This window comes from Rhizobium rosettiformans (assembly GCF_016806065.1).
Taxonomy (GTDB): Bacteria; Pseudomonadota; Alphaproteobacteria; order Rhizobiales; family Rhizobiaceae; genus Allorhizobium.
The window spans coordinates 576,914-599,261 of the sequence record NZ_CP032405.1; the positions used below are offsets into that span (position 1 = coordinate 576,914).

Below are 22,348 nucleotides of genomic sequence, written 5' to 3' on the forward strand. Positions count from 1 at the left end.
CGGAAACTGGAACAGCCGTGTTTGCGCGGCGGGAACAAGTCTTCGATATTTGCGCCGAATTGACCGATGACAAGAAACGGGTGGAGACATGACGGCACTTTCGAACCTGACCAATCTGCTCGGCCGGCTGAATGCCGCGGTGCTGACGGTCGGATTGTGGCTTGGGGCCGGCGCGCTCGGCATCATGCTCGTGTTCATCCTCGTTCAGGTCTTCTTTCGCTATGTTCTCGGCAATGCGCTGCCGTGGAGTGAGGAAGGGTCCCGTTTCCTAATGCTATGGATGACGGGCTTGATGGTGCCGACGGCATTCCGCCAGGGCGGCTTTGTCGCCATCACGATGATCCTCGACATCTTTCCGCGCCTGATCGGCGGCATCATCAACCTGCTTTTCCTCGTCCTGACTGCAGTCCTTCTTTACGTCGCCATGCGCATCGGCTGGGCAGAAGTGACAGGGCTCGGCGGACGGTTTGCCATGCCGGCAATTGCGGTGCCGACGTCTCTTGACCTCAGCACCTGGATGAAGGTGCCGCGTGGCTGGATGATGGCATCGCTTGCGACGGGTGTGACCATGATGTTCGTGGTCAGCATCGAACTGATCCTGCGCAACCTGATCGAACTGACGGGACATCAGCAAAAACTCGAGCCGGTCGCCTCGCTCGCAGGACTGGGAGCCGAGTGATGCTGAGCCTCTTCCTCCCCCTTTTCATGATCCTTCTGCTGCTCGGCTTCCCGATCGTGTTCGGCCTGATCGCAGCACCCGCCATTCTCCTCTGGCTGAACGGCCAGGAGCGCGACATCGTGCTCCTCTATCGCAATGTCTATAACGGGATGGACAGCTTCCCGCTGATGGCGATCCCCTTCTTCATGCTGGCCGGGGAACTGATGAACCGGGCCGGCATCACCATGCGCCTCGTAGAGTTCGCCCAGGCGGTGATCGGCCATCTGCGCGGAGGCCTCGCGCACGTCAACATTCTGTCCTCGATGCTGTTTGCCGGCCTCTCAGGCTCGGCCGTGGCGGACGTCTCCGCCCTTGGCTCGATGCTGATCCCGGCAATGGAAAAGCAGGGCTACAGCCGTAAATTTGCGACCGCCGTTACGGCCGCATCCTCGATCATCGGCCCGATCATCCCACCATCAGGCATCATGATCATTTATGCCTATGTCATGGGCGAAAGCGTGGCTGCGCTTTTCCTGGCTGGCATCGTTCCGGGCGTCCTGATCGGTCTGAGCCTCATGGCGATCGTCTACCTGCTTGCCGATCGCGAGAACCTGCCGGCGGCAACCACCCGCGCAACCTGGTCCGAACGTGGGCGTGCAAGCCTCAATGCCTTCTGGCCGCTAATGACCCCAGTCATCATCATGGGTGGCATTCTCGGCGGCATCTTCACGCCAACGGAAGCCTCCGCCATTGCTGTCGGCTACGCAATCTTTATCGGCCTCTTCGTGCTGCGCAGTCTGAAAGTCGGCGACATGCCGAGAATTCTGATGCGCGCCGCCATGACCTCCGCAGTCGTCCTGCTGCTCGTAGGCGCGGCCATGGCCTTCAAGACGGTCGCCAGCCTGTCGCATACGCCCGAACTCCTGGCGTCGATTATCCTGAGCCTCAGCGAAAATCCGCTGGTCCTGCTGCTGCTGATCAACCTGCTGCTCTTCGTGGTCGGCATGTTCCTCGATGCAGGGCCGGCAATCATCATTCTCGGCCCGATCCTTGGCCCGATCTTCACCCAGATGGGTGTGGATTCCGTCCACTTCGCCATCATCATGGCGGTCAACCTGACGGTTGGCCTTCTGACCCCACCGATGGGCCTGGTACTCTTCGTCTCGTCGTCCGTCTCCGGCCTCAAGGTCGAGACGATCGCCAAGGCCACACTGCCGTTCTTGGCGGCGGAAATCGTCGTGATCTTTCTGATCACCTATTTCCCCGCTTTGACGCTCACGCTCCCGCGCCTTGCGGGCTTCGTCGACTAACTTGAGAAAAGGGAGGAACCAGAATGCTCAAGTCCATGTTGAAAACCTTGGCTTTGGCTAGCGCGCTCACCATCACCGGTGTTGCGCAGGCAGCAGACATCACGCTGCGCGCCACAGCCAACTCCAACGAAAACGATGAGGACTATGATGGTCTTGTCGTCTTCAAGAACTATGTCGAAAACGCCTCGAACGGCGCGATCGCGGTCGAGCTCTTCATCGGCACCCAGCTCTGCGCCACCGGCGAGGAATGCCTGCAAGGCGTTGCCGACGGCTCGATCGACATTTACATTTCGACCTCAGGCGGCGCCGCCGGTCTCTTCCCGTACATCCAGGTCCTCGACCTGCCCTACCTGATGAGCGACGACCGCGTGGCAGAGACCGTGCTGACCGGCGACTTCACGCGCAAGCTGCGCGAGAAGGCCTTGGCAGACAGCGACAACAAGATCCGCCTGATGACCATCGGCAACACCGGCGGCTGGCGCAACTACGCCAACACCAAGCAGACGGTGAAGTCGCCCGATGATCTGAAAGGTCTGAAGATGCGCACCGTACCGGCCGATCTGCCGCAGCAGGTAGCGACCGCCGTGGGAGCAGCCCCGACCCCGATCCCGTGGCCGGAACTTTTCACTTCGCTGCAGACGGGCGTCGTGGAAGGTACCGCCAACGGCATCACCGACATCATGTCGATGAAGTTTCCGGATGCCGGCCTCAAATACCTGACGCTCGATGGCCACAGCTACATGGGCGCCTTCTGGTGGATGTCGAATGACCGCTTCACCGGCCTGACACCGGAGCAGAAACAGGTCGTCGTCGATGGCTTTGCCGCCCTCCAGCAGGCGACCTTCGCCTCGCCGAAGCGCAAGGAAATCGCAGCCTATCAGGACTTCGCTAAGGCCGGCGGTGAGATCTACGTGCCGACGGCCGAGGAGAAGGAAGCCTTCAAGGCGGCCGTCTCGCCCGTCTTCGACTGGTTCAAGGCCAATGTCACCGGCGGCGCCGAAGTGTTCGACCAGTTCACGGCAGCGGTCGCCGACGCCCAGACAAAGGTTGACGCCGAGCGCGCAGCGGATCTGAACTGACGACATTAGGGATGCGCGGTATGCCGCGCATCCCTTCATTTCGCCCTCCGCATCATCCGATGCCACCATGCACAGGGCGCTCTACCAGAGGTGATCCATGCCAGAACCGTCGACCGCCTCGCCCGATCCGGAACGAGACCGCCACTCTGCGACTTTGAGCGAGCGATGGCAGAAGCTTTTCCCTGGCCTCTCCGTGACCGTGTTGATCGCTCTCGCATCCGCCTTCCTGTCTGAACATTACGGCGCACCGGCCATGCTGCTGGCGATCCTGATCGGGCTGGCCTTGCACTTCCTTGCAGAAGACCCGAAGACGGCTGCCGGCTTGGACTTCGCTTCACGCACGGTGCTGCGGCTTGGCATCGCGCTGCTCGGCCTGAGAGTCAGTGTCGCCATGTTTGCCGAGCTGGGTGCGGCCGTGATCGCCATGATCGTCGGTGCAGTCCTGCTCACCATCCTCTTCGGCATCCTCGCCTCGCGCCTTACTGGCCAGGGTACCCAGTTCGGCGTACTCACCGGCGGCGCGGTCGCCATCTGCGGCGCCTCGGCAGCCCTTGCGATCTCCGCCACCCTTGGAAACCGCAGCAAGGAAGCCGACCAGCAGATGGTCTTCACCGTCATCGGTGTGACCATGCTGTCCACGCTCGCCATGATCTTCTACCCGATCCTCGCAAGTCTCGCAGGGTTGGACGATCACCAGACCGGCATCTTCCTCGGCGCGACAATCCATGATGTCGCTCAGGTCGCAGGCGCAGGTTTCTCGGTCTCCGTGCCCGCAGGCGAAACCGCCGTCTTCGTCAAGCTCATCCGCGTGACCATGCTGGCGCCGGTAGTCCTCGTGGCAGCACTCGCCTTTAGAAGCACGATTTCCGGCGATGTGAAGCGCCCGCCGCTGCTGCCGAGCTTCGTGGTCGCCTTCCTGTTGCTGGCGGCACTGAATTCGCTTGTGACTATCCCCACCGTGGTGGCCGATTGGGCAGGCATTGTCTCGCGCTGGGCCCTCCTCGTCGCCATTGCTGCCGTCGGCGTAAAGACCTCGCTGCCGGAAGTCTTCAAGATCGGCGGACGCGCGATTGGCGTTCTGGTCGCCGATACCGCCTTCCTTGCACTGATCGTACTCGCAGTCCTCGTTTTTGTTGGACTGTGACGGAACGACCGGCACCATTGGGCAGGCGCTGAAAATCCGCTAGAGGATCATGAGCCGGCATGCCGGCGAAACATGAGGAGGATCCATGGCCAAGACAACCAAGAAAGCGACGAGCACTCCGAAGCCGGCGCTGTCGCAGGATCCCCATGCCGTGCGCGAGCCCCGCGCCAACAATCTCGAAATGGCGATTGGCCATGAGGTCCGCACCTATCGCAAGAAACTGGGCATAACGGTCGCCGATCTCGCCGCGGCCACCGGCATGTCGGTCGGCATGCTCTCGAAGATCGAGAACGGCAATATCTCGCCTTCGCTGACCACGCTTCAGGCGCTGTCGAAGGCGCTGGGCATGCCGATCACAGCCTTCTTCAAGGGCTTCGAGGAGCCGAAGTCGGCGAGCTTCGTCAAGGCAGGCGAAGGCGTGAACTTGGAGCGCCGTGGAACCCGGGCCGGCCATCACTACAGCCTGCTAGGCCACATCGAAAACAACACCTCCGGCGTCGTCGTCGAGCCCTATCTGATCACACTGAACGCCGAGTCCGACATATTCCCGACATTCCAGCATGAGGGCATGGAATTTCTCTACATGCTGGAGGGCGAAGTAGTCTATCGCCATGGGGACAGCCTCTACCGGATGCAAGCTGGCGATAGTCTCTTCTTTGACGCCGATGCACCACATGGCCCTGAAGAACTCGTAAGCCTGCCCGCACGATACATCTCGATCATCTCCTATCCCCAACGTCGATAGTTGCCCACCAAGAAAACTTTATTCCTTTTGATTGATTTTCTTGGATGCCGCTGCTAGCCCTTTCTCCAGAGACATTGGAGGGCGTGGCCATGTGCGGAATTGTCGGTCTGTTTCTCAAGGACAAGGCGCTGGAGCCCCGGCTCGGCGATCTTCTCTCCGACATGCTGATCACCATGACCGACCGAGGACCGGACTCGGCCGGCATCGCCATCTATGGCGGCGTCGACGGCAAGACCGCCAAGGTCACCATCCAGTCGGCCGACCCGGAAAGTGATTTTACAGGTCTCGCGGAAGATCTGGCCAAAGCAGGCATAGACTCCGAAATCGAATTGAAGAGTACCCATGCGGTCATCTCGATCGCTGCGAGCAAGCTGCCCGAGATCCGGGCAGCCCTTGCCGAAATCCGCCCCAATGTCCGCATCATGGGCTCCGGGGAAAGCGTCGAAATCTTCAAGGAAGTCGGTCTTCCCAAGGACGTCGTCCAGCGCTTCGGCGTCCGCGCCATGGGCGGCACCCACGGTATCGGCCATACCCGCATGGCGACCGAGAGCGCAGTCACCACGCTCGGCGCTCACCCCTTTTCGACAGGTGCCGACCAGTGCCTCGTGCACAATGGCTCGCTGTCAAACCACAACAACCTGCGCCGTGAACTCATCCGCGAAGGCATGGCCTTCGAGACCCAGAACGACTCGGAAGTCGCCGCCGCCTATCTCACGGCGGAAATGGCCAAGGGCAAGGATCTGGGGCAAGCGCTGACCGGCGCGCTCGACGATCTCGACGGATTCTTCACCTTCGTCGTCGGGACCAAGACCGGCTTCGGCGTGGTGCGCGACCCGATCGCCTGCAAGCCCGCCGTCATGGCCGAGACAGACCAGTATGTCGCCTTCGGCTCCGAATACCGCGCGCTGGTCAACCTGCCCGGTATCGAGACCGCCCGGGTCTGGGAGCCGGAGCCGGCGACCGTCTACTTCTGGGACCACGAAAAGGCCGCCTGAAACCTCTCCCTTTCGAGAAAGCTTGCCGAATGCCCGTCTTCGACCTCTCCCACACCCCGCTTCGTGAGCTCAACAGCGCGCTGCACACACTCGGCGCCGGCTCGAACGACGCCCTCTTCGAAGTGGTCAATCCACGCGGTCACCACGCGGTCGCCGTCGGCATCGATGCACCCGTCACCGTCGAGGTGAAGGGATCGGTCGGCTATTACTGCGCTGGCATGAATGATGGCGGCACAGTCACCATCCATGGTTCTGCCGGTCCCGGTGTGGCCGAAAACATGATGTCCGGCACGGTGGTGATCGAGGGCGACGCATCGCAATATGCCGGCGCCACCGGTCGAGGCGGCCTGCTCGTCATCAAGGGCAATGCCGCCTCCCGCTGCGGCATCTCGATGAAGGGCATCGACATCGTCGTGCACGGCTCGATCGGCCACATGTCGGCCTTTATGGGCCAGTCCGGCCACCTCGTCGTCTGCGGCGACGCGGGCGAAGCTTTGGGCGACAGCATTTACGAAGCGAAGCTCTTCGTGCGCGGCTCGGTGAAGAGCCTCGGCGCCGATTGCATCGAAAAGGAGATGCGCCCGGAACACCTCGAAAAGCTGGCCGAACTGCTGGCCAAGGCCGGCGTGACGCATGCCAAGCCCGAGGAGTTCAAGCGCTACGGCTCGGCCCGCAAGCTCTACAATTTCAACATCGACAATGCCGATGCGTATTGAGGCGAGGAAAAGCTGATGAGCTACCACAACCCGTTTACCCCGCCGCGCAAGTCTGCCACCTTCGATGACCATACGCTCGCTGAAATCCGTCGAGCAGCAGCCACCGGCATCTACGATATCAGAGGCGGCGGCACGAAGCGCAAGGTGCCGCATTTCGACGACCTGCTCTTCCTCGGCGCCTCGATCTCCCGCTATCCACTCGAAGGCTATCGCGAGAAATGCGACACTTCGGTGGTCCTCGGCACGCGTTTTGCCAAGAAGCCGATCGAGCTGAAGATCCCGATCACCATCGCCGGCATGAGCTTCGGCGCCCTCTCGGGCAATGCCAAGGAAGCGCTCGGGCGCGGCGCGACGCTGGCAGGCACCTCGACCACGACGGGCGACGGCGGCATGACCGATGAGGAACGCGGCCATTCGGAAAAGCTGGTCTATCAGTACCTCCCCTCTCGTTACGGCATGAACCCCAGGGATCTGCGCCGCGCCGATGCGATCGAGATCGTGGTCGGTCAGGGCGCAAAGCCCGGCGGCGGCGGCATGCTGCTCGGCCAGAAGATCTCCGACCGCGTCGCCCAGATGCGCAACCTGCCGATGGGCATCGACCAGCGCTCCGCCTGCCGCCACCCCGACTGGACCGGCCCCGATGATCTCGAGATCAAGATCCTCGAACTGCGCGAAATTACTGACTGGGAAAAGCCGATCTACGTGAAAGTCGGCGGCGCCCGTCCCTATTATGACACCGCTCTTGCCGTGAAGGCCGGCGCCGATGTCGTCGTGCTCGACGGCATGCAGGGTGGAACGGCGGCCACCCAGGACGTGTTCATCGAGAATGTGGGCATGCCGACGCTCGCCTGCATCCGTCCCGCCGTCCAGGCCCTGCAGGACCTCGGCATGCATCGCAAGGTGCAGCTGGTGATCTCGGGCGGCATCCGCTCGGGAGCCGATGTGGCCAAAGCTCTGGCGCTCGGCGCCGACGTCGTCTCGATCGGCACGGCAGCCCTCGTTGCCATCGGCGATAATGATCCGAAATGGGAAGAGGAATACCAGAAGCTTGGCACCACAGCCGGGGCCTATGACGACTGGCACGAGGGCAAGGACCCCGCCGGCATCACCACGCAGGATCCCGAGCTTGCCGCCCGCCTCGACCCGGTCGCCGCCGGTCGCAGGCTCGCCAACTATCTCAAGGTCATGACGCTGGAGGCGCAGACCATTGCCCGCGCCTGCGGCAAGAACAAGCTCACCAACCTGGAGCCGGAAGATCTCTGCGCACTAACGATGGAGGCCGCCGCCATGGCGCAGGTGCCTCTTGCCGGCACCAGCTGGTATCCCGGCAAGGGAGGTTTCTAACGTTAAAATGGCCGCATCTGATCCCACGGATGCGGCCATTCTTTTTCAACACATGTGTCTCAATCCATAAAAACAGGGGAACGACGTGACACAGGATCTGGCAGGCTTCGCGAAGGAGCGAGGCATCAAATATTTCATGATCAGCTACACGGACCTCTTCGGCGCCCAGCGTGCCAAGCTGGTCCCGTCTCAGGCGATCGCCGAGATGCAGAAGGACGGCGCGGGCTTTGCCGGCTTTGCCACCTGGCTCGACCTGACGCCCGCCCATCCCGACCTCTTCGCCATCCCTGACGCCTCCTCGGTCATCCAACTCCCGTGGAAGCCTGAGGTCGCCTGGGTGGCCGCCGACTGCATGATGGACGACCAGCCTGTCGCCCAGGCCCCCCGTGTCGTTCTGAAGAAACTGGTGGCAGAGGCCGCGGAGCATGGCCTGCACGTCAAGACCGGCGTCGAAGCGGAATTCTTCCTTATCTCGGCTGACGGCGAGGCGATCTCTGACCAGTACGACACAGCGGAAAAGCCCTGCTACGACCAGCAGGCGCTGATGCGCCGCTACGACGTGATCGCCGAGATCTGCGACCACATGCTGGCACTCGGCTGGAAGCCCTACCAGAACGACCATGAGGACGCGAACGGCCAGTTCGAGATGAACTGGGAATTCGACGATGCCCTTGTTACCGCCGACAAACATTCCTTCTTCAAGTTCATGGTGAAGTCAGTCGCCGAAAAACACGGACTGCGCGCCACCTTCATGCCGAAACCCTTCAAGGGGCTCACCGGCAACGGCTGCCATGCGCATATCTCGGTCTGGGATATCGATGGCAAGGTCAACGCTTTTGCCGACAAGGACATGCCCTTCGGCCTCTCGACGAAGGGCAAGACCTTCCTCGGCGGCATCATGAAGCACGCCTCGGCACTCGCCGCGATCACCAACCCGACGGTCAATTCCTACAAGCGCATCAACGCCCCACGCACTGTCTCCGGCGCCACCTGGGCACCGAACACGGTCACCTGGACCGGCAACAACCGCACCCATATGGTCCGCGTGCCCGGCCCCGGCCGCTTCGAACTCCGCCTTCCCGATGGCGCCGTGAACCCCTACCTGTTGCAGGCGATCATCATCGCGGCAGGCTTGAGCGGCCTGAAGAGCAATGCCGATCCCGGCCCGCATCACGACATCGACATGTACCGCGACGGCCACACAGTGAAGGATGCGCCCCGGCTGCCGCTGAACCTCCTCGACGCGCTGCGCGCCTTCGAACAGGATGAAGTCCTGAAAGCCGCTCTCGGATCGGATTTCTCAGACGCCTACATCAAGCTCAAGCACGATGAGTGGAACAGCTTTTGTGGGCACTTCACGGCCTGGGAACGCCAGATGACACTGGACATCTGACGCCTTCCGTTTGGTCAGCTCGCGATCTCGATCCGCTGTTCGCTGTCTGCATCGAAGAGATGCAGATGCGCCGGATCGAAGCCGAGCGATACCATCTCTCCATGTCTCAGCGACTGCCGCTCGGAAACGACCACGTTGATCTCCGGCTGGCTGGCCGAGGTGATGTAGGTCATCGACCCCGTGCTCTCGACGACACCGACCGGCAGGCGGATTTTTGCTTCTTCATCCGGCACGAGCCGCAGATGCTCGGGCCGCAGCCCGACGGTCAGATTGGAGGCCGCAGGAACAGGTCGATCGAGGGCGATGACCTGGCGGCTGCCGAGATCGAGCACCAACGACTTGCCATCAGTCCCCACCGTTGCCGGAATGAAATTCATGGCCGGCGAACCGATGAAGCCTGCGACGAACTTGTTGACCGGGCGGTCGTAGAGCTCGAGCGGCGCGCCCTGCTGCTCGATCACGCCTTGCCGCATGACGACGACATGATCGGCCATGGTCATCGCCTCGATCTGGTCATGGGTGACATAAACGGAGGTCGCGCCGAGCCGGTCATGCAGAGAGCGGATCTCCTTGCGCATGTGGACGCGAAGTGCTGCGTCGAGATTGGACAGCGGTTCGTCGAACAGGAAGGCCTTGGGATGCCGGATGATCGCCCGGCTCATCGCTACGCGCTGACGCTGACCGCCGGAGAGTTCGCGCGGATAGCGATGCAGCAGATTGGACAAGCCAGTCGTTGCCGCCACTTCTTCCGCAGCCTTCTTGGCTTCCGCTTTCTTCACCCCGCGAATGCGCAGCGAATAGGTGAGGTTCTGCTCAACCGTCATATGCGGATAGAGCGCATAGGACTGGAAGACCATGGCAAGGTCACGCTTGCGCGGCGGCACCCCGTTCATCTTCTCGCCGGCAATGATCAGATCACCCGCCGAGATGCTTTCGAGCCCGGCCAGTGACCGCAGAAGCGTGGACTTGCCACAGCCGGACGGTCCGACCAGCGCCACGAAGGCGCCCTTCTTGATCTTGAGGTCGATGTCGCGCAGCGCGTGATAGGCACCGTAGTATTTGTTGACGCCGGACAGTTCGATCTGATGGGTCATTTGAGAGCTCCAGACGTGAGCCCGGAGACGATCCGGCGCTGCAGAAGGACGAAGGCCGCCAGGATCGGCGTCACATAGATCGCGGCAAAAGCCATGATGTTGTTCCACTCGTTGGTGTTCGGCCCCATGAAGGAATTGAGCCCCACGCTCGCGGGCTGCAGGTCAGCGTTCTGGATCATCGACTTCGAATAGACGAATTCGCCGAAGGCCTGCATGAAGATCAGGATGGCTGCGACCAGTATGCCGTTGCGGGCAAGCGGCAGCACGATGTTGAAAAAGGCCCCGATCCGCGAATTGCCGTCGACGAGCGCTGCTTCCTCCAGCTCCATCGGCACGCTCATGAATGTGGCCCTGACGAGTACCACGAAGAACGGCATGCTCTTGGCGGCAATCGCGATGATGACCGACAGTCTGGGATAGTCGAGCATTCCGAGCTGCGAGAAACCGACGAAGATCGGCGTGATCATCAGTGAGGCTGGCAGGACCTGCAGCATGAGGATCAGGAAGAGCCCGACATCGATCCAGCGGTTGCGATAGCGGGCGAGCACATAGGCACATCCCGTGCCGAGCACCGTGATCAGCGCTACGGCGCCAACGGCAATGACGAGCGAATTCCACATGTAGCGGGCGAGATTGCGGCTCTCCCAGACATAGGCATAGGTCGACCATTGCGGATCGGACGGCCAGAAACTGGGCGGCGTGGCAAACATCGCCGAGCCGCTTTTCAGCGTGGTGATATACATCCAGTAGAGCGGGAAGAGGTAGATGGCGGCGAGCACGAGCGCAATCGCCAGCATCAGCCGGTTTCGAGTGGTCTCGCTCATCCGCGCACCTCGTGTCGTGTTGACCGCACATAGACGACAGACGCGAACATCACGAAGACGATCATGATGACGGAGATCGTCGCCCCCTGCGCGAAGTCGTATTGCCGGAAAGACAGGTCCCAGGCCCAGTATTGCGTGACGTTGGACGAATTGTTGGGTCCGCCCGAGGTGATGGCGGCAAAGAGGTCGAACTGCTGCAGCGTGAAGATCAGCCCCAGCGAAATGATCGCCCCGATGGTCGAGCGCATCATCGGCAGCGTGATCGTCCAGAAGCGCTGCCAGACATTGGCACCATCCAGCTCCGCTGCCTCGTAGAGATCCTTGGGGATGCCGGACAGACCAACCGACAGAAGGATCATGTTGAAGGAGGTGCCGAGCCAGATATTGGCGATGATGACGGCCCAGAGCGAGAAATTGGGATCCGAGCGCCAGAAAATGTTGCTGGATATGATGCCGGTCTCCCGCAGCATGTAATTGAGCACTCCGAAGTCACCGGACAGGATCCAGTTCCAGATCGCGCCGACGACGAGACCCGGCATCACCCAGGAAACGAGGAAGAGACCGCGGAGCCAGGATGCCCCCGGAAAGTTGACCCAGAAAAACAGAGCCAGCGAGAAACCGATGACGAACTGGCCGACAATCGACGCGACGACGAATAGAGCGGTGTTGCCGAGGATCGGCCATGTTTCGGGTTGCGAAAACAGCGTCTGGTAATTCTTGAAGCCGACGAACGGCCGCATGAAACTACCCAGCGAGAACATGTCGACTTCCTGGAAGCTCATCAGCACATTGTAGATGAGCGGCAGGCCGGACAGCAGGAATAGGAAGCCGAGCGGCAATGTGACAAGGCCGATATCAAAGCCTCGTCCGTCCGTCAGACTGGTCAGGATCTTGCGCATGGATGTCTCCGCACTGCCTTAATGCTCGTCCGGTCTGGCCGCCCCCCGATCGAAAACGAGGGACGGCCTTCCGGGAGGGTCTGAAGGGCAGGCGCAGCAGTCGCGGCGCCTGCCAAGTGATCAGCCGAGCACGGCGCTGATTTTCTCGGCCGCCTGGTCGAGCGCTTCCTTAGGCGTCATCTGGCCCGTCAGGGCTGCCTGGATGGCATCCTGCACCGCCTTCGAGATCTTCGGCCACTCAGGATGCGGTCCGCGCGGCTGGGCATATTGCAGCTGCTCGATGAAGACCTTCAGGCCAGCATCCTTGAGCGCCTCGCCAGTCGGCGGGATGGTGATGTCGGACCGCGGCGGCAGCTGTCCGAAGTCCTTGAACATGCGGTCGTCCTGCGAGACGAAGTATTCGAGCACCTTGAAGGCTTCGTCGGGATGTTCCGTGTTGGAGAAGATCGCCCAGTTGAAGTCGCCCATAGCCGACGAGCGCTGAGCACCCTCTTCCGGCACCGGCAGAAGTGCTACGCCCCAGTCGAACTTGGCTTCTTTCAGCATCCGGTCGAGTTCCCAGGGACCGGAGATTGCCATCCCGGCATTGCCGGAATTGAAGGTGCCGGTCGAATCCCACTGGCTGCGCGTGAGCGTGTCGGGAGAAGCGAGCCTCTCGTCGATGATGGTTTTCCAGGTTTCGAGCGCCTTCACCGCACCTTCGGCATTGATCTTGTCGTAACCGCCACCGCCCATCTGAGCCCAGGGCAGGAATTGGAAGGTCCCCTCCTCATTGGCCTTGGCGGAGAAAGTCAGACCATAGACATTCTTGGAGGGATCGGTGAGCGTGCGCGCGGCCTCCACCATTTCCGCCCAGGTCTGCGGCGGCTTGTCCGGGTCGAGACCTTTTTCCCGGAACATGTCCTTGTTGTAGTAGAGCGCGATCGTGTTGGTCGCCTTAGGGATACCGAAATACTTCTCGTCCCACATGACCGACTTCAGCGGACCGGGATAGTAGTTCTCGGGCTTCACGACCTCGGAGGCCGCGATCCTGTCCGTGAGATCGAGGAACGCACCGCGGGACGCAAAAAGCGCATGCTCGGGATTGTCGATCGCGATGATATCGGGCGCCTGCCCGGTCGAATAGGCGCGCATCGCCTCGCTGACGACGTCGTCGAACTGGATCTGGCGGTATTCGACGGTGATGCCGTTACCGAGCGCGTTGAAGTCCTTGATCAGGTTGGGTGCCGGCTGGATGTCTCGGTCGAGCGACCAGACGGTGATCTTCACATCCTCTGCCTGGGCGGGAAGCCCGAACAGGGAGACACTGGCCAGCGCCCAGGCGCCGAAGACGATATGCTTGCGAATACCCATGGTTTCCTCCTCTTGGGTTTCTGCATGGGTCTTGTCCTCCACAAGACCCATATTTCCGAAAGCTCACACCGGATCGATGACGAAGTCCCCGCCCCGGCAATTCTTCAAGTAATTCAGGCCATGCACCTGGCCGGTCATTTCCAGCGCATCGCGATAGACCGGGTCGTGCCAGCCCTCGATATCGATCGAGCCGGACCAACCGGCGAGCCGAAGCTCCGAGATCACATCGGTCCAGTTGGTGTCGCCGAAGCCCGGCGTGCGCATGAAGACGAAGGGATGTTTGCCGAAGACGCCATGCTCGCGGATCACGTCCCAGCGGATGGTCGCGTCCTTGCCATGCACGTGGAAGAACTTGTGCGCCCATTTGCGAATCTGCGGGATCGGGTCGATGAGATAGACCATCTGGTGGCAGGGCTCCCATTCGAGCCCGATATGCTCGTCCGGTGTCTCGTTGAAGATCAGCTCCCAGGCATCCGGATTGTGCGCGATGTTCCAGTCGCCGGTCTGCCAGTTGCCATCCATGGCGCAGTTTTCAAAGGCAATCTTCACGCCCTTGTCGGCTGCCCGCTTGGCAAGTTCGCTCCAGATCTCGCGATACCGCGGCAAGCTGTCAGTAAGTGGCTTATTACGAACGCGCCCCGTGAACCCCGCAACGCAGGTCGCGCCGAAATGATGGGCATTGTCGATGCAGTCCTTCCAGCCCTGCAGGGTCTGAAGGTCCATGTCGGTCTCTTCCAGCGGATTGCCGAACATGCCGAGCGTCGAGATGGTGATGTCGCGGTCACCGATCGCCTCGACGCAGCGCTTGCCGAGATCCGCGAGATCCTGGCCGTTGGTGGTCTGCCAGAAGAAAGGCTCGAAGCTTTCGAAGCCCATGTCGGCGATCTGGCCGATCCTCTCGGCCGCCTTGCCGCCGCTGGCGCTGACCATGGTTCCGATACGGATGGAATTTGCGGGATTGCTCACGGGCTTAATGTCCTTCGACTGAAATGCTAACGGGAAGTCCGGTTCGGGCGCTTTCGATCGCGCCAAGAACCATGGAAAGGCTCTTGATGTTGTCGTCGCTCACCGTCTCGGGCTTCCGCCCGGACTTCACCGCGTCGATAAATTCGGCGAGTACGCTCTGATGTCCGTGGGTCTCGTCCTCATTGGGCGCCGACGGCACCGGGACCACCTGCTGGCCGCGCAACAGCCCCGGCTCGTTCCCGGCGACCGTGGCCTCAAAGCTTTCCTCGCCGTCCCATGTGATCATGCCCTTGGAGCCGACCAGCCTCCAAGCGCTCTCCCAGCTGGTGCGCCTCCCCTCGGCGCACCAGGAGCCGCGATAGGTGAAGACAGCATCGCCTGAGAGCTTGAAAATCGCGTTCGCCGACGCGCCATGGGCATACCAGGAGCCGGACGGATTGCTCTCCACGCAATAGACCGAAAGCGGCTGCTTGCCGGAGACGAAGCGGGCGGCATCGAACGTGTGGATCGCCATGTCGAGGAGCAAGACATTGTCCATTTCTTCTCGAAAGCCGCCGAAATGCGGACCCAGGAAGAAGTCGCAATGGATACCGGAGAGCTCCCCGATCAAGCCGTCCTCGACGGCGCGGCGCAGGCGGCGGACACCGGAAATGAAACGGCGGTTTTGCACCACGGCATGCACTCGGCCAGTCTCGGCAGCGAGCGCAAGCAGCGCCTTGGCCTCATCCATGGACGTGGCGAGCGGCTTTTCCGACAGCACATGGCAGCCGAGATTGAGCGCTGTGGAGACGACGGCGAAGCGCGCGGATGGCACCACGACATCGAACACCATATTCGCCCGCGTCGCTTCGATGACCGACGCGAGGTCCGTACCGATGATAACGTCGTCCAGCGCGAATTCAGCCGCGAGCGCCTTCGCCGTCGTCAGGTCAAGGTCGACGAGCCCGACGATCTCGACTTCTCGGCTCAGATCGGAAGCAGACTGAAGTGCTCGAAGCCAGCCTTTGGCCATAGCTCCGCACCCGCACAAAACGGCTCTTGATGTCACTGATATCCTCCCAAAGGATGAGCGGAACTCCTCTTCCGCACACCCCGTAAACGTTTACGACACTATGAACGAGACTTCGCATGTGTCAATAGTCTTTCGTAAACGATTACGGGCCATCGTTTGGGGAGGGGAAATGACAGGCATTCGCGAACTGGCCGAACATCTCGACATCTCGATCGGGACAGTGTCGCGTGCGCTGAACGGCAAGCCCGACGTCAATGAAGAGACGCGCCGGCGCGTGCTGGAAGCCGCCGAGAAGCTGGGTTACGTGGCGAACCAGGCCGGCCGATCGCTGCGCAAGGGTGCCACCGGCATCATCGGCTTCATGATGCAGACCGGCCACGACATTACCGGCCAGGGAGATACCTTCTTCATGCGCGTCTTCGACGGCATGCAGACGGTGCTTGCCCGCCACAAGCTCGACCTCGTCGCCCTGCTCTGCTCATCGGAAGAAGATCCGGACGCTTACCTGAAGCGCATCGTCGCACGCGGCTTCGCCGACGGCATCATCCTGTCGGCCACACGCTATCAGGATCCGCGCTTCGAACTCCTGCACAAGACGAAGATCCCCTTCATCACGCTTGGCCGAAGCCAGACCGATGTCGGCCAGCCCTGGTACGATCTGGATTTCGAGGGCATGGCGGAAGACGCGATCGAACGTCTGGTGGCGCGCGGCCACACGCGAATTGCCATCAGTCGCCCCCATGGCGACATCAACCTCGGCCACGTCTTCGAGAACCACTGCCGCGTCGTGCTCGCCCGCCACGGGCTCGAACTCGACCCGGCCAATGTCTATCGCTCCGGCCCGAATGAACCGGGCGGCTATCACGTCGCCCAGCAGGTGATGAAATCACGCGACCGTCCCACAGCGATCATCCTCCTCAACGAGGCGACCGTGGTAGGCTTCTATCGCGGCCTGCAGGAGGTAGGATTGAAGCCCGGCAAGGATATTGCCGTGATCGGGCAATACAGCCCGCAGGCGCAGTTCTTGAACCCGGTTCTCACCTGCTTTCGCCCCGACTTGCGGGCGCTCGGCATCGCGCTCGCCGAAAGCCTTCTCGCGACGATGCCGGACTTCGCGCAGCACTATCCGGATGCCGCTCGCAGGCGCCTGTGGCCGATGATCCTGATCGAGGGTGAGAGCGACTGATGCAACTGCGGGCTCAGGCCCGCAATGCCTCCTGCCGATAACCGGTGTCGATCGTCACGCTTCCTCCGACGGCACGCGAGACACAGGCGCACATCTTCTCACCCTCGTGCCGCTCTTCCGGGGAAAAGAACACGTCACGATGATCGATCGGCGTGGATGCGTCGACGATGCTGACCGCACACAATCCACATTCACCGCGGCGACAGTCATAGACCATGTCGATGCCCGCCTCCATCAGCGCATCGAGCATGGTCTGGTCCGCACGCACCTCGACGGTTCGGCCGTATTGCGGAACGGTGACCGAGAAAGGCTGCTCCGCAAAACGCCCGCTGTCGCCGAAAACCTCGAAGCGCAACCGACTCATCGACCGGCCGCTCTCGCGCCAGGTATTGCGTGCCGCTTCCAGAAGCCCATGCGGACCGCAGATATAGGCCTCGCCATCGACAGGAAGCGCGGCAAATTCGGCAGTGAGATCGAAGGCCGCACCCTCATCCTGCACGAAGACCTCGAGACCATCCCCCAGCAAAGCCTGCAACTCATCGACAAAAGCCATCTGCGCCCGGCTTTTCGCCCCATAGATGAGCCGCACGGAATGACCGCGCGCGACCAGCGCCTTCGCCATGCCGTAGATCGGCGTGATCCCGATACCGCCGGCGATCAGGAGATAGCGAGATGCCCGCCAGGAGAGTTCGAAACGGTTCTCCGGCTCGGTCATCTCCGTCTCGTCGCCAACATCCATGTTCCAGACGAAGGCTGAGCCACCTCGGCTATTGGGATGCAGCTTGACCGCGATTTTCAGCGTGCCCGACGCACTCGGCAGCACCGTGTAGGTCCGGATCGCCGGCTCGCCCCGGATGACAACCTTGATATTGGTATGCGAGCCCGGATCAAACGACTGCCGCAACCCCTCGACCGCGAATGTCACGGCCCGGACATCCTCTGCCGGGGTTTCGATCGATACGACGCGCGCTGCACGCCACTCCAGCTTGGAACGCATGAAATCCTCCCAGATAATCTATTGTCGACCGCTCAGCCCGCCATCAGGGCAAGCGCCAGAACCTTGCGGCGCAGATCGGGCTGCTCCTCCAGCACGAAGTCGAGGTTTTGACGGGCAAGCCGGGCATGCTCCCGCGCCAGCGCCTCGGCGCGCGCGCCCTCCCGCAATTCGATGGCCGATACGATTGCCTTGTGCTGCGCCTGTGCGACGACGAGCGTCCTGTAAAAGGCCGGCGCCTCGGACTCCGTGTTGACGAAGGCATTCGGGCTGGCAAAGGGCAGGCTCGTCATTCGCTCGATCTCGCGACGCAGAACCTCGCTCCCCGCGAGATCCCAGAGCAGGCGATGGAACTTGCCGTTCAGAGCCTCGTAGCGCTCGAAATCCATAGCAGACGCATCGACCAGCAGCACCTCATCGAGTTGCGCGACCACGTCGCGAATGGCCTTCATCCGGGCCGGTGTCGCACCGCGTTCGGCAGCAAGCCGCGCGGCGGTGCCTTCCAGCACACCCCGCAACTCGATGGCATCGATCACCTCCTGCCGGCTGAACGAACGCACGGCGTAACCGCCGGACGGGATGAGCGCGACCAGGCCCTCTTGTTCGAGCCGCTGCAAGGCGGCCCGAAGCGGTGTGCGCGATACCGAAAGACGCTCGGCGAGAGCGACTTCCGACAGCCGCTCGCCCGGCTCGATCTCACCCGTCAGGATGAGGTCACGCAGACCGAGCAGCGCCTTGGCTGTCTGCTGCTTCGGCGCGCGTTCGTTATCAGCCGTCATCCGATCACTCCGCAGCGACCGCATGAGGCCCGGCCTGCGGCTTCGTCTCGGCATCGATCATCCGGTCGATCAGCTTGCGCGCCCACATCGATCCGGCATCGATGTTGAGGTTGTAGAACTGGTGATCGGGATTGGCATCGATCGCCCGCTGCTGGGCTTCGAGCACCTCTTCGTCCTCACGGAAGACACCGGCGACGCCCTCGCGCAGCTCATGTGTGCGCGCCTGATTGCCGAGGTCGTAATTGCGCGCAAAGGCCCAGAAGTAGAGACAGGTCTTGTCCGTTGACGGCGTGATCGTGTTCAGAACATAGCCGTTAACACCCTTGGAACGATCGCCCTGCTTGGCACCCGTACCCGCTTCGGCCACGCCGACGTCGATGGTGACAGTGCAAGGTGCTTCGAAGCGGATGATCTGCCAGCGATCGACCTTGCCCGGACGACCAAACTGCTTGCGCCAGAAGGGCGGCGGGTCGATGTCTTCCATCCAGCGAGTTATGTAAGCGAAACGATCCGAATGGCTCGCTTCAAACGGCGCCTCGGCGACGGCGCGATTGCCGATCGAGGAGCCGTGCACGAAGGTCTCGTGGGTGAGATCCATCAGATTGTCGACGACCAGACGATAATCGCACTTCACCTCGATGAGCTTGCCATCGGCGGCCCAGTCGGGATCCTGGTTCCAGTGCATGTCGGGGATGAGTGCGGGATCGGCCAGCGCCGGATCGCCCGGCCAGATCCAGATGAAGCGATGCTTCTCGGCGATCGGATAGGACTTCACGCAGGCCGACGGATTGATCGTGTCTTGAGACGGCATGTATACACAGCGCCCCGTCTCGTCGAATTCGAGACCATGATAGCCACAGATGACATTGTCGCCTTCCAACCGTCCGAGCGACAGCGGCACAAGCCTGTGCCAACAGGCATCGGCGAGCGCGACAGGCGTGCCATTTTCCTTGCGGTACAGGACAACCGGCTTGTTGCAGATCGTCCGCGGCAAAAGCTGACGCTTCAATTCGACGTCATAGGCCGCAGCATACCAGGCATTCAGCGGAAACGTGGGTTTGGACATGACAGCTCCTCCTCTATCGAGCATTAGAGAGCCATACTGTATACAGGATGTCAATAACAGCGAGCGAACCGCACTTAAATCGCCACGACTCCCGCCCAAATGGCGCGGGATGTATACATCAATCTCAAGCGGATGACCTTGCTGCAGACCTAGGAATATCCCCGCCTCGGCCACCTCCCGCACTCTTCTCATACTTGTTTTCATCAGAATTTCTGATACGCATTGAGAAATGCAGGGAGACCAAATTTGAGCAGCCGCTTTCTCATGATCACGCCGGAAGACGGCAAGGATGTCCTTAAGAGTCTCGCCGCGCCGGCACGGTTGGCGATCCTGGAACTGCTTCACGCCAGAGGCCCCCTCAACGTCAACGAGATTGCCGAAGTGCTGGAACTGCCGCAATCGACCACATCCACACATCTTAACCAGATGGAAGACGCGGGCCTCATCCGCACCGAGGTTCAGAAGGCACGCAAGGGCAGCCAGAAGATCTGCCATGCCGTTCACGACGAGATCGTCCTGACGTTCACGCGCCCGAATGAAGCTACAGACGAGGCAATCGAGGTCTCCATGCCGGTCGGCCTCTACAGCGGTTACGACATCTACGCCCCCTGCGGCATGTGCGGTCCAGACGCGATCATTGGTTATCTTGATAGCCCCGATACCTTCCTCTCTCCGGACCGGATGAAAGCCGGGCTGCTCTGGTTCACAAGGGGCTATGTCGACTATCAGTTTCCCAACAACGCCAGGATCAAGGGCGCACCCATCCGGGAACTCGAGCTGCTCATGGAGCTCTCCTCGGAAGTGCCTGGCACCTCCGAAAACTGGCCGTCCGACATCACCATCTCGATCAATGGCAAGGCGGTCGCGATCTGGACCTCGCCCGGCGATTTCGGCGATCGGCGGGGCAAGTTCACGCCGGATTGGTGGAAGCTGCGCGGCAGCCAATATGGCGTTTTGAAAAGCTTCCGGGTGACGGACAACGGCACCTTCATCGATGGCATGCGGGTCTCCGAGACGACACTCGGCGACCTCGAATTGCTCGACCACCGCTCGATCCGCGTTCGTATCGAAGTGCCAGAAACGGCTGAACATCCCGGCGGAATCAATATCTTCGGCCGCGGGTTCGGCAATTACGACCAGGACATCGTCCTGCGCATCAAGACCTGATCACAATTGATTTTCCCGTCGATTTTGCCGGATTGACCTCCGGTCGATCCCGTGTATCATATCCTCAATTATGATAGATATCCGAAAAACGGATATATTTGGAGGAAATGCACATGCGGGCTGTCGGCACCGTTCACCGCGATTACAAGATCAGCACGATCGATCCACGCCTGTATGGCTCCTTCGTTGAGCATCTCGGTCGCGCGGTCTACACCGGCATCTATGAGCCCGATCATCCGACCGCCGACGAAAACGGTATGCGTCAGGACGTGATCGATCTGGTGCGTGAGCTGGATGTGCCCGTCGTACGCTATCCCGGCGGCAACTTCGTCTCGGCCTACAACTGGGAAGACGGCATCGGACCGAAGGAAGAACGCCCTGTTCGCCTCGACCTCGCCTGGCACACCTCGGAATCCAACCAGGTTGGCATTCACGAATTTGCCGACTGGGCCAAGGCCGCCAATACCGAGATGATGCTTGCCGTCAATCTCGGATCTCGCGGGCTGGATGAAGCCCGCGCCTTCCTCGAATATGTGAACCACCCCGGCGGCAGCTACTGGTCGGATCTGCGCCGCAAGAACGGTCGCGAAGAGCCATGGAACGTCAAGCTGTGGTGCCTCGGCAACGAGATGGATGGTCCCTGGCAGATCGGTCAGAAGACCGCCGAGGAATATGGTCGGGTCGCCTTCGAGACCGCCAAGGCCATGCGCGCTTTCGACAAGTCGATCGAGCTCGTCGTCTGCGGCTCCTCTTCCCCGAAGATGCCGACCTATCCGGCCTGGGAAGCGACTGTCCTCGACTACACCTATGACAGCGTCGACTACATCAGCCTGCACATGTATTTCGAGAACCATGCCGGCGACACCGCCGCCTATCTGGCGCAGAACGCCCGCCTCGACGACTACATCGAGACCATCGCTTCCGTGATCAAGGTGACCAAGGCCAAGAAGCGCTCGAAGAAGGATGTCTATATCAGCTTCGACGAGTGGAACGTTTGGTATCATTCCAACGAGGCTGACCGGAAGGTTCTTGAGGGCCGTGATGGCTGGCCGCATGCACCGGAACTCTTGGAAGACATCTACAATTTCGAGGACGTGCTGCAGGTCGGCTGCATCCTCAACACCTTCATTCGCCGCGCAGACGTGGTGAAGGTCGGCTGCCTCGCGCAGCTGGTCAACGTCATCGCCCCGATCATGACCGTGCCCGGTGGCCCTGCCTGGCGCCAGACGACCTACTACCCCTACCTGTTTGCCTCGCGCTACGGCCGCGGCACCTCCTACCAGCTGTCGATCGACTGCCCGACATACGCAACCGACTTTGCCGAGGCCGTTCCCTATCTCGACGTCTCGGCTGTCGAAAGCGACACCGACGGCGCGCTGACCCTCTTCATCGTCAACCGCCACGAGACCGACGCCATCGCTCTCGATGTCGCGCTCGAAGGCTTCGGCGACCGGAAGGTGATCATGGACAAGGTGATCGCAGGCCACGCGCTGAAGGCGGTGAACGGTCCGGAGCAGCAACCCGTTGCGCCTGTGGACGGCAGCGGGGTCACCATTAAAAGCGGACGCCTCACGGGAGAGATCGCGCCGCTCAGCTACCGGATGATCCGGCTGGGCCAGTAACC

Annotated in this window: 21 protein-coding genes; 12 read left to right on the forward strand and 9 right to left on the reverse strand. The window is 61.3% G+C overall.

Annotated features, from left to right (window positions below; all coding sequences use genetic code 11):
- Positions 1-88 precede the first annotated feature (88 nt).
- The 9 genes from D4A92_RS02860 to glnT all read left to right on the forward strand — a co-directional run bounded on the left by D4A92_RS02860 (position 89) and on the right by glnT (position 9,384).
- Positions 89-679, forward strand: a complete 591-nt coding sequence (locus D4A92_RS02860; protein ID WP_203017982.1) for a TRAP transporter small permease — start codon at positions 89-91, stop codon at positions 677-679.
- Complete coding sequence (locus D4A92_RS02865; RefSeq protein WP_203017983.1) at positions 679-1,968, forward strand: TRAP transporter large permease; 1,290 nt, start codon at positions 679-681, stop codon at positions 1,966-1,968. Before D4A92_RS02860 ends, D4A92_RS02865 begins: the two co-directional genes overlap by 1 nt.
- Before the next feature lie 23 nt (positions 1,969-1,991).
- Positions 1,992-3,047: a TRAP transporter substrate-binding protein DctP gene (dctP, locus tag D4A92_RS02870; protein WP_203017985.1), complete on the forward strand. Its 1,056-nt coding sequence runs from the start codon at positions 1,992-1,994 to the stop codon at positions 3,045-3,047.
- A gap of 97 nt (positions 3,048-3,144) precedes the next feature.
- Entirely contained in the window at positions 3,145-4,191 is a 1,047-nt protein-coding gene (locus D4A92_RS02875; protein ID WP_203017987.1) for a YeiH family protein, read from the forward strand.
- A gap of 85 nt (positions 4,192-4,276) precedes the next feature.
- Positions 4,277-4,936: a helix-turn-helix domain-containing protein gene (locus D4A92_RS02880; RefSeq protein WP_203017989.1), complete on the forward strand. Its 660-nt coding sequence runs from the start codon at positions 4,277-4,279 to the stop codon at positions 4,934-4,936.
- Between the two features lie 89 nt (positions 4,937-5,025).
- Positions 5,026-5,931 carry a class II glutamine amidotransferase gene (locus D4A92_RS02885; protein WP_203017991.1) on the forward strand — a complete coding sequence of 302 codons (906 nt, stop codon included), beginning with the start codon at positions 5,026-5,028 and terminating at the stop codon, positions 5,929-5,931.
- A 29-nt stretch (positions 5,932-5,960) separates the two neighbouring features.
- The gene (locus tag D4A92_RS02890; protein WP_203017992.1) at positions 5,961-6,647 is read left to right on the forward strand and encodes a GXGXG domain-containing protein; all 687 of its coding nucleotides are present in this window, start codon (positions 5,961-5,963) and stop codon (positions 6,645-6,647) included.
- A 15-nt stretch (positions 6,648-6,662) separates the two neighbouring features.
- Positions 6,663-7,991, forward strand: a complete 1,329-nt coding sequence (locus tag D4A92_RS02895; protein ID WP_203017993.1) for an FMN-binding glutamate synthase family protein — start codon at positions 6,663-6,665, stop codon at positions 7,989-7,991.
- Positions 7,992-8,076: 85 nt separating this feature from the next.
- Positions 8,077-9,384 carry a type III glutamate--ammonia ligase gene (gene glnT / locus D4A92_RS02900; RefSeq protein ID WP_203017994.1) on the forward strand — a complete coding sequence of 436 codons (1,308 nt, stop codon included), beginning with the start codon at positions 8,077-8,079 and terminating at the stop codon, positions 9,382-9,384.
- Positions 9,385-9,398: 14 nt separating this feature from the next.
- Here glnT and D4A92_RS02905 read toward each other — a convergent pair whose 3' ends face one another.
- The 6 genes from D4A92_RS02905 to D4A92_RS02930 form a co-directional block, all read right to left on the reverse strand.
- Entirely contained in the window at positions 9,399-10,478 is a 1,080-nt protein-coding gene (locus D4A92_RS02905; RefSeq protein ID WP_203017995.1) for an ABC transporter ATP-binding protein, read from the reverse strand.
- Positions 10,475-11,302, reverse strand: a complete 828-nt coding sequence (locus tag D4A92_RS02910) for a carbohydrate ABC transporter permease (protein ID WP_203017996.1) — start codon at positions 11,300-11,302, stop codon at positions 10,475-10,477. The genes D4A92_RS02905 and D4A92_RS02910 overlap by 4 nt, the downstream gene beginning before the upstream one ends.
- Positions 11,299-12,201: a carbohydrate ABC transporter permease gene (locus tag D4A92_RS02915; protein WP_203017997.1), complete on the reverse strand. Its 903-nt coding sequence runs from the start codon at positions 12,199-12,201 to the stop codon at positions 11,299-11,301. The genes D4A92_RS02910 and D4A92_RS02915 overlap by 4 nt, the downstream gene beginning before the upstream one ends.
- Positions 12,202-12,321: 120 nt before the next feature.
- Entirely contained in the window at positions 12,322-13,554 is a 1,233-nt protein-coding gene (locus tag D4A92_RS02920; protein WP_203017998.1) for an ABC transporter substrate-binding protein, read from the reverse strand.
- Between the two features lie 63 nt (positions 13,555-13,617).
- Positions 13,618-14,520 carry a sugar phosphate isomerase/epimerase family protein gene (locus D4A92_RS02925; protein ID WP_203018000.1) on the reverse strand — a complete coding sequence of 301 codons (903 nt, stop codon included), beginning with the start codon at positions 14,518-14,520 and terminating at the stop codon, positions 13,618-13,620.
- Positions 14,521-14,524: 4 nt separating this feature from the next.
- Positions 14,525-15,568, reverse strand: coding sequence for a Gfo/Idh/MocA family protein (locus tag D4A92_RS02930; RefSeq protein WP_203018002.1), 1,044 nt, complete (start codon positions 15,566-15,568; stop codon positions 14,525-14,527).
- Positions 15,569-15,701: 133 nt separating this feature from the next.
- Between D4A92_RS02930 and D4A92_RS02935 the strand changes: the two genes are divergently transcribed.
- A complete protein-coding gene (locus tag D4A92_RS02935) occupies positions 15,702-16,718 on the forward strand; it encodes a LacI family DNA-binding transcriptional regulator (protein ID WP_203018003.1) in 1,017 nt (338 codons plus the stop codon).
- Positions 16,719-16,731: 13 nt separating this feature from the next.
- Here D4A92_RS02935 and D4A92_RS02940 read toward each other — a convergent pair whose 3' ends face one another.
- The 3 genes from D4A92_RS02940 to D4A92_RS02950 are packed head-to-tail and all read right to left on the reverse strand — an operon-like array spanning position 16,732 to position 19,557.
- Positions 16,732-17,715 carry a PDR/VanB family oxidoreductase gene (locus D4A92_RS02940; protein ID WP_203018004.1) on the reverse strand — a complete coding sequence of 328 codons (984 nt, stop codon included), beginning with the start codon at positions 17,713-17,715 and terminating at the stop codon, positions 16,732-16,734.
- Positions 17,716-17,747: 32 nt separating this feature from the next.
- Entirely contained in the window at positions 17,748-18,491 is a 744-nt protein-coding gene (locus D4A92_RS02945) for a GntR family transcriptional regulator (RefSeq protein WP_203018005.1), read from the reverse strand.
- Between the two features lie 4 nt (positions 18,492-18,495).
- Entirely contained in the window at positions 18,496-19,557 is a 1,062-nt protein-coding gene (locus D4A92_RS02950; RefSeq protein WP_203018006.1) for an aromatic ring-hydroxylating dioxygenase subunit alpha, read from the reverse strand.
- 246 nt (positions 19,558-19,803) lie between these two features.
- On the opposite strand from D4A92_RS02950, the gene D4A92_RS02955 reads away from it, so the two are divergent.
- Both D4A92_RS02955 and D4A92_RS02960 read left to right on the forward strand, forming a co-directional pair.
- Positions 19,804-20,724, forward strand: a complete 921-nt coding sequence (locus tag D4A92_RS02955; protein WP_203018007.1) for an ArsR/SmtB family transcription factor — start codon at positions 19,804-19,806, stop codon at positions 20,722-20,724.
- A 113-nt stretch (positions 20,725-20,837) separates the two neighbouring features.
- The gene (locus D4A92_RS02960) at positions 20,838-22,346 is read left to right on the forward strand and encodes an alpha-N-arabinofuranosidase (RefSeq protein WP_203018008.1); all 1,509 of its coding nucleotides are present in this window, start codon (positions 20,838-20,840) and stop codon (positions 22,344-22,346) included.
- Positions 22,347-22,348 lie beyond the last annotated feature (2 nt).

Coding starts and splice junctions, on each gene's coding strand:
- D4A92_RS02860 (WP_203017982.1), top strand. CDS start 89: ATGACGGCACTTTCGAACCTGACCAATCTGCTCGGCCGGCTGAATGCC.
- D4A92_RS02960 (WP_203018008.1), top strand. CDS start 20,838: ATGCGGGCTGTCGGCACCGTTCACCGCGATTACAAGATCAGCACGATC.
- D4A92_RS02875 (WP_203017987.1), top strand. CDS start 3,145: ATGCCAGAACCGTCGACCGCCTCGCCCGATCCGGAACGAGACCGCCAC.
- D4A92_RS02910 (WP_203017996.1), bottom strand. CDS start 11,302: ATGAGCGAGACCACTCGAAACCGGCTGATGCTGGCGATTGCGCTCGTG.
- D4A92_RS02895 (WP_203017993.1), top strand. CDS start 6,663: ATGAGCTACCACAACCCGTTTACCCCGCCGCGCAAGTCTGCCACCTTC.
- dctP (WP_203017985.1), top strand. CDS start 1,992: ATGCTCAAGTCCATGTTGAAAACCTTGGCTTTGGCTAGCGCGCTCACC.
- D4A92_RS02885 (WP_203017991.1), top strand. CDS start 5,026: ATGTGCGGAATTGTCGGTCTGTTTCTCAAGGACAAGGCGCTGGAGCCC.
- D4A92_RS02880 (WP_203017989.1), top strand. CDS start 4,277: ATGGCCAAGACAACCAAGAAAGCGACGAGCACTCCGAAGCCGGCGCTG.
- D4A92_RS02950 (WP_203018006.1), bottom strand. CDS start 19,557: ATGTCCAAACCCACGTTTCCGCTGAATGCCTGGTATGCTGCGGCCTAT.
- D4A92_RS02890 (WP_203017992.1), top strand. CDS start 5,961: ATGCCCGTCTTCGACCTCTCCCACACCCCGCTTCGTGAGCTCAACAGC.
- D4A92_RS02940 (WP_203018004.1), bottom strand. CDS start 17,715: ATGCGTTCCAAGCTGGAGTGGCGTGCAGCGCGCGTCGTATCGATCGAA.
- D4A92_RS02945 (WP_203018005.1), bottom strand. CDS start 18,491: ATGACGGCTGATAACGAACGCGCGCCGAAGCAGCAGACAGCCAAGGCG.
- D4A92_RS02915 (WP_203017997.1), bottom strand. CDS start 12,201: ATGCGCAAGATCCTGACCAGTCTGACGGACGGACGAGGCTTTGATATC.
- D4A92_RS02920 (WP_203017998.1), bottom strand. CDS start 13,554: ATGGGTATTCGCAAGCATATCGTCTTCGGCGCCTGGGCGCTGGCCAGT.
- D4A92_RS02935 (WP_203018003.1), top strand. CDS start 15,702: ATGACAGGCATTCGCGAACTGGCCGAACATCTCGACATCTCGATCGGG.
- D4A92_RS02905 (WP_203017995.1), bottom strand. CDS start 10,478: ATGACCCATCAGATCGAACTGTCCGGCGTCAACAAATACTACGGTGCC.
- D4A92_RS02865 (WP_203017983.1), top strand. CDS start 679: ATGCTGAGCCTCTTCCTCCCCCTTTTCATGATCCTTCTGCTGCTCGGC.